The 6,700-nt window shown below is 55.5% G+C and carries 3 protein-coding genes (1 of these 3 running past the window's edge); 1 reads left to right on the top strand and 2 read right to left on the bottom strand.

Annotation, left to right across the window (positions count from 1 at the left end; genetic code table 11):
* Positions 1-798 carry the 5' portion of an SPOR domain-containing protein gene (locus tag ACXAF0_RS09875; RefSeq protein ID WP_475345699.1) on the bottom strand. Its footprint begins 273 nt before the window's first position, so only the first 798 of its 1,071 coding nucleotides appear in the window; it begins with the start codon at positions 796-798; its stop codon lies beyond the left edge, outside the window.
* A gap of 783 nt (positions 799-1,581) precedes the next feature.
* On the opposite strand from ACXAF0_RS09875, the gene ACXAF0_RS09870 reads away from it, so the two are divergent.
* Complete coding sequence (locus tag ACXAF0_RS09870; protein WP_475345698.1) at positions 1,582-3,780, top strand: methyl-accepting chemotaxis protein; 2,199 nt, start codon at positions 1,582-1,584, stop codon at positions 3,778-3,780.
* Between the two features lie 86 nt (positions 3,781-3,866).
* Here the strand turns inward: ACXAF0_RS09870 and pepN are convergent, their stop codons facing one another.
* The gene (pepN, locus tag ACXAF0_RS09865; RefSeq protein ID WP_475345697.1) at positions 3,867-6,506 is read right to left on the bottom strand and encodes an aminopeptidase N; all 2,640 of its coding nucleotides are present in this window, start codon (positions 6,504-6,506) and stop codon (positions 3,867-3,869) included.
* Between the last annotated feature and the right edge of the window lie 194 nt (positions 6,507-6,700).

Below are 6,700 nucleotides of genomic sequence, written 5' to 3'. Positions count from 1 at the left end.
TGCTTCGGTTGCGGGAGCCGATGGTGCCGGTTCCGGTGCAGCAGCGGTTTCCGTTTCCTGTGCAGCCGGTTCTTCCGCTTCGGCCGATTGTGCTTCGGCGGCTTCGGTTGCAGCATTGTCCTGTGCGCTTTCAGCGGCGGGGGCTTCTGGTGCAGCCGGTGCTGCAGGCGCCTCATCGCTCGTGCCGGTAACGTCGCGGATTTCCGGGGCAGCGATTTCCGAGGTCTCGGTTGCTTCGGTCGCGGTTTCTTCGGCGATCTCTGCGGTTTCAGGTGCCTCGGTTGCGGTCTCTTCTATGGTAGCGGCATCATCCGAAAGCGCTTCGGTGCGCTGGGCAATCAGATCACCAACCGGATCGTCGCTATCAGCGCTGATTTCCGGGGTAGTGGCCGGTTCGGATGCCGCGGGCGCAGTGTCTTCGATCACGGCGGGTTCTTCCGGGGCGGAAGCCAGCATTTCGACCTGCGGCTGTTCGGTTTGCGTGGTGCGGGCCGCCTCATCAGAATCCATAAACAGCCCTGCGCCGACCAGCATGCCAGCAAAGAACAAGACAAGGCCCAGCATGCCGGCACCCGTGACCAGGCCAAGAAGGGTTTTGCGATCCATATCCGTTATCCGTGCATTAAGGTTTTGCCGATCACCGGGGTGCTTTCCCCCCCGGGCGTTGCCATCACCCTGCCCGTCCCGACCATAGATAAAGGCCGGAAGCGGTGCATCCTTTTGCCCGGCATCCGGGTCGCCCTGCGATTCCGGGGTTGCGCGCAAATCGGTTTTATTGGTGTGGTCTTCGCCAGCCATGGATTTGGCCATCCTTCACGACATCAAAGTTACCCTGCGTTTTTAACCGCCAGCACCTTTATAAAACGCTAAAGCCGCGCATGCGCGTGCAACCGCACCGCACGACAAAGCTGCGCGCACGCCACGCCCACGCAGTGCGATGGTCGCCAATGGATCGGATCGTTTCGGATAAAAAAAGAGGGACTGGTATGTTCCCCGGCATTGTCCCGCACAATGATCCGGATACCAGTCCCCTCGAGTGAGAGAGATCGACCTTCGGGGAGAGAGAGTCCCGAAGATAGAAGCCATCAGGCACGCCATGTCAGCCTGATGGCCGGTCACAAACGACGTTGTCGTCTGCATTTGACAAACACAGTCATAGAGCATCGTTTTTGCAAATGCAAACGATTATCACACACATTCGCAGAAAAATTTAAATGCGTCGAAAAAACACCTGTATTCCACCGCTAAGTATCGCAACCTAAAGAAGAATTTTGAAATTGTAGACAATTTCAAAACTGCTGTAAGCCGCAGCTATCCTCAAGAACAGCGAACTAAAGGATTGTTTTCCAGATAAAGCTCTGCTTGGATCAGGGAAACTACTCATAAGAAGTAGCGGTGTGAACGGGCGTGACGCGAGCCAACACGACTAACATAAAAATAAACACGGTTTGCTCTGGAGTGACAAATATGACGGGAGACAAGGCCGCGAAGACGGCTATTACAGGGGGTGCTACCAGCCTTCTGACGTTACGGCGAATCTTGCTTGTAACGGGGTTACTGGTTTCAGGTGCTGTGACCTGGATGCTGCTTTGGACCGGTGACACATATCGCAACTTTGCGATTGAAACGCTGAACAATTCAGTCAGCGGTACAGTCAATTTCTTTGTCGGGTCGCGCGTTGCGACCGATTATGCCGACAAGATCACCCCCATCGCCAATGAATGGTCGCGTCTGGGCAGCCTGGTCAAAAGCTATCAGGAAAACGACCAAACGCGCATGAAGGCAGAACTCGACATTCTATCGAACGCCCGTGAAGTGGTTCAGGGGGAAGTGAACCTTTTGGGTGCTGCTGCCTATGACCAGGAATTCAACCAGCTTGCCACCTCGGAAGCCAATCTGGGCGCCAGCGTTACCGACGATCCGGACGTCAAAGCCTTTCTCGCGAACCGCGAAAAGGCCGAAGCCCGCAAACCGGCAAGCTTCATGTGGGCAAGCCCGGACGGGCGTCCGGTGTTTAGCCTGATCTTGCCCGTCGGTGGCTTCCGCGCGGTCGGATTCCTTGAGGTCATCACCGATCCCCTGCCCCAGCTTGAAGGCATTGGCAAGGTTCTGGGCGGGAATTTCCAGATTCTCGATGTTTCGGGCACAGTGCTGTTTGAAAGCCTTAAGGCCCCGGAAGAAGCGCAAAGCGAATCTGCCCGTGCTGCAGAAACCACTGCTGATACTGCAGATGAAGCTTCCCCTGAGGCGGCAACTGAAACCACAGAGACCGCAGCTGCACCCGATTCTGGCGAGACCCATCGCGCCGCTATTGACGTTACCATCAGTGATGGCCGAGGTGGCGTTTGGGCCGAGGCCCGCTTTGATCGCGATATTTCCGACTTCTATGAGCAGACCAACGACCTGCGTCTTCTGTCGATCGAGATTTTGGTCGGTGTGCTTCTGGCTGGTTGGATTGTCGGCTGGATCCTGTTGCGGACCACGGTTCTGCGCAATCTGCGCGCCTTTGCCCGTGCGATGACCTCGATCTCGCAGGGGGACACCAATGTCAGCCTGCCCGATGTCGGTAATGACGAAATCGGCGAGATGAAGAAGGCTTTGATTGCGCTCAGAGAATCGGTGCGACAAGCCCTGATCTTGCAAAACATGGTCGAAAACACCCCGACCATGACCGCAATGATCCTTCCAGATGGCAAGCTGAGTTACCTCAATGCCAGTGCGCAGGACTATTTAAACGGGACAACCGATACGGTTGCGGGTGATTTCCTTAATCTCGGCCCGGCTTTCCAGACAAAACTTGCCAATCCGAACAATCTGCCATTTTCCGAGATCATGCAGACCGAACGTGGATATCTCGATATCCTCGCCGCCCCGGTGCGCGACAAGGACAATGTCCTTTTGGGCACGATGCTGGCCTGGAACGATGTCAGTGAACGTGAAGAAAGCAAGATCGCGGTCACCGAAATGATGGCCGAGGTCGCCCGTGTTGCCCAATCCGTAACCGAGCAGTCCGAAGGCTTGCTCAGCCTTGCCAACGAGCTGACAAGTCAGTCGGAAAACACCGTGCAGCAATCCGGCAGTGCTTTGGAGGTATCGCGTGATGCGGCATCCAACACCCAGAACGTTGCCACGGCAGTTGAAGAACTTTCATCCTCGATTGCCGAGATCAACCGTCAGGCAACCGAGGCTTCCAACGTGACCGGACGGGCACGCGAGGAAGCCGAGGAAAGCCAGCGCAATATCGGATCGCTTGAAAAGGCCAGCTCCGAGATCGGATCGATTATTGATCTGATCAATGACATTGCGCACCGCACCAAGCTTCTGTCACTTAACGCGACAATTGAAGCCGAACGTGCCGGTGAACTTGGCAAGGGCTTTGCCGTGGTCGCCAACGAGGTCAAATCGCTTGCCGATCAGACCGCCAGTGCGACGGGCCAGATCGGGGACCTGACCGCAGCCATTCAGCAGGAAGTGCAAAAGGCTGCCCATTCGATCAGCACGGTTGGCGAGGTTATCCATCACGTCAACGACATCCAGTCGACCATCACCCATTCGGTCGATGAACAACGTCGTGCGACAGGTGAAATTTCTGAAAACGTACAGCGGATTGCGGCCGGAGCCGGATCGATGGATGAAATGATTACGTTCGTGAATGACGGCGCACAGGGGACGGGCCGCAATGCCCATGACCTTAACACCGCCAGCCATAACCTTTCGGAAGTGGCACACAACCTGTCAGAAAAAATGCGTGAATTCAGCGAGCGGATGAAGCTGACCTGATCAGCTTTCCCGGTTGAACTTTACCCAGAACAAAGGGTGGCACTTTCGGGTGCCGCCCTTTGTCGTTCGACCATATTGTCGTTTGATCAGTTTGCCACGGATTTCGAGGCGATTTCATAAAGATCGCGCGAGATTTCCGGTTTGGCGAGGATGCGGTTGAGCGCCGCCTTCATCTTGTCGGCCCGATCTGCATCGTATTTCGCCCATTTACCAAGCGGCGAGCACAGGCGTGCTGCGACCTGTGGGTTGATGTCATCAAGCTCGATCAGGCGATCAGCATAGAATTCATAGCCTGAGCCATCCTTGGCATGGAAATGACGCGGGTTGGCCATGGCAAAGGCACCAATCAATGCGCGCACTTTATTGGGGTTGCGCATGGTAAAGGCTGGATGGCTCATCAAATCCTTGACCCGCGCCAGGGTATCGTCGCGCGATGACATGGCCTGCAAAGTGAACCATTTGTCCAGAACGACGGCATCGCTGGCAAAGCGTTGCTCAAAATCGGCCAATGCGGTTTCACGGCCCGGATGATCAAGGTTATTGAGCACCGAAAGGGCCGCCATCTGATCGGTCATGTTATCCGCCGTACCATATTGCGCGGCCGCCACATCGGCATATTCATCCGCGCCGCTTGCCACGAGATAGGTCAAGGCGGTTGCCCGCAAGGCACGCTGCCCCGCCGATGCCGCATCCGGGGTAAAGGCCGCGTTTGACGCGTTCTGGTGATAGGTGTTGGCGAAATCATCGACAAGCGCCTGCCCGATGCATTTGCGAAGGGCGGTGCGAATCTGATAGATCGCTTCGGGATTGGCGGGCTTGCGCTGCTCGGAAAGGAATGCCTCACCGGGCAGGACAAGTGCATCGGCACGAAACGCCTTGTCCAGATCATCATTGACAAGCGTTGCGCGCGTTGCGGCAATAAAGGCATCAACACGGGCCTGCTCATCGGCGAAGGCAGCATCGATGTCGCCGCCATTTTCCTCATAGGCAGCGATTGCAGACAACATCAGACGGGTTGCGTATTTCTGCCCTGCTTCCCAACGGTTAAATGCATCGCTGTCATTGCCCATCAGGAAGACGAGCTCGTCATCAGGCTGATCGGTGGTGATGTTGACCGGGGCCGAGAATCCGCGATTGAACGACAGCACCGGCGCCTCGGAAACACCCTCAAACACAAACTCCTGGCTGGGCTTTGTGAGCTCAACCGTTTCGGCAACCAGATCAGAACCATCCGCGCCCAGAAGCCCGATTGAAATCGGCATATGAAGCGGTTTTTTGTCCGGCTGTCCCGGGGTCAGGTCGGTTTTCTGGGTGATGGTCAGACGGTATTGGTTGGAATCCGCGTCATATTCGCCCTGCCAACCGAGCTTTGGCGTGCCGGCCTGCGAATACCAGAGTTTGAGCTGGCTGAAGTCCGCACCATTGGCATCTTCCATCGCCTTGGCAAAGTCATCACAGGTCACCGCCTGCCCGTCATGGCGATCAAAGTAAAGGTCGATGCCCTTGCGATAGCCATCAGGACCCAGCAACGTATGCATCATGCGGATCAGTTCCGCGCCCTTTTCATAGACCGTCGCGGTATAGAAGTTGTTGATTTCCATATAGCTGTCCGGGCGCACCGGATGGGCCAGTGGCCCGGCATCCTCGGGGAACTGGGCGGCACGGAGCGCATTGACGTCCTTGATGCGCTGCACCGGACGCGATCGTTGATCGGCCGAGAATTCCTGATCACGGAAAACGGTCAGGCCTTCTTTGAGCGACAGCTGGAACCAGTCGCGGCAGGTCACGCGGTTGCCCGACCAGTTATGGAAATATTCGTGTGCCACGATGGATTCGATGCGTTCATAATCAACATCGGTCGCGGTATCGGGCCGTGCGAGAACGAATTTGGCGTTGAAAACATTCAGGCTTTTGTTTTCCATCGCGCCCATATTGAAATCGGACACCGCGACGATGTTAAACAGATCAAGATCGTATTCGAGGCCATAGACCTCCTCATCCCACTTCATCGACCGTTTGAGGCTGTCCATGGCATAGTCACAGCGATCTTCATTGCCATGTTCGACAAAGATGCGCAGCGAGACATCCCGGCCCGACATGGTTTTGAAGCTGTCTTCAACACAGGTCAGGTCACCCGCCACCAGCGCAAACAGATAGGATGGCTTGGGGAATGGATCTTCCCACACCGCAAAATGACGGCCACCTTCAAGGTCGCCACTGTCGATCAGGTTGCCGTTTGACAGCAGAACCGGGCAGCTTTCCTTGTTGGCATTGATCGTGACCTTATAGGTCGCCATGACATCCGGGCGATCCGGGAAATAGGTAATGCGGCGGAAACCTTCGGCCTCGCACTGGGTGCAAAAGGCACTTTGCGAAACATACAGCCCTTCAAGGCGGGTGTTGTTGGCCGGTGAAATCTGGGTTTCGAGTTCGGCGACAAAGGTTTCGCTCGGAGCTGTAAAGCGCAAGCCTTCCTGATCAACCGTGAAATCGCTGGATGCCAGACGGGCATCATCGAGGGTGACGGAAAGGAGCTTCATATCCTCGCCGTGCAGGAAAACTTCGTCGCCCTTTCCGGTACCGCGCACAGGATTCGCAGTCATAAACAGGCGCGATTTGACGTTTGTGACGTCACGATCAAGGTCAAAAACCAGTTCGACCTTTTCGACGATAAAGTCAGGTTCCTTATAGTCTTCGCGGCGGATCACTTGCGGCTGTTCAGACATGGAGGCGTCCTTTTTTCCTTGGGCTGCGCGGTTTTGGAACGGATTGTATAAATTCGCCAATTTCGCCATGCAGTGTGGTGTTTCAGTACTGAATTTCGGTCAGTGATATCACTGATAGGATAAATTTCATTTTTCCTCAAATGCGGAGTTTACGGCGCCGATTTTAATGGGCATACTCTCAAACGGTGGCGCGA

It is taken from the genome of Thalassospira sp. ABD4_177 (assembly GCF_056160125.1).
Note: the sequence above shows the minus strand (reverse complement) of the source record. Positions and strands in the feature narration are given on the sequence as shown.

Bases quoted from the DNA above. Each gene is read 5' to 3' on its own strand.
- pepN (WP_475345697.1), bottom strand. From the start codon at position 6,506: ATGTCTGAACAGCCGCAAGTGATCCGCCGCGAAGACTATAAGGAACCT.
- ACXAF0_RS09870 (WP_475345698.1), top strand. From the start codon at position 1,582: ATGCTGCTTTGGACCGGTGACACATATCGCAACTTTGCGATTGAAACG.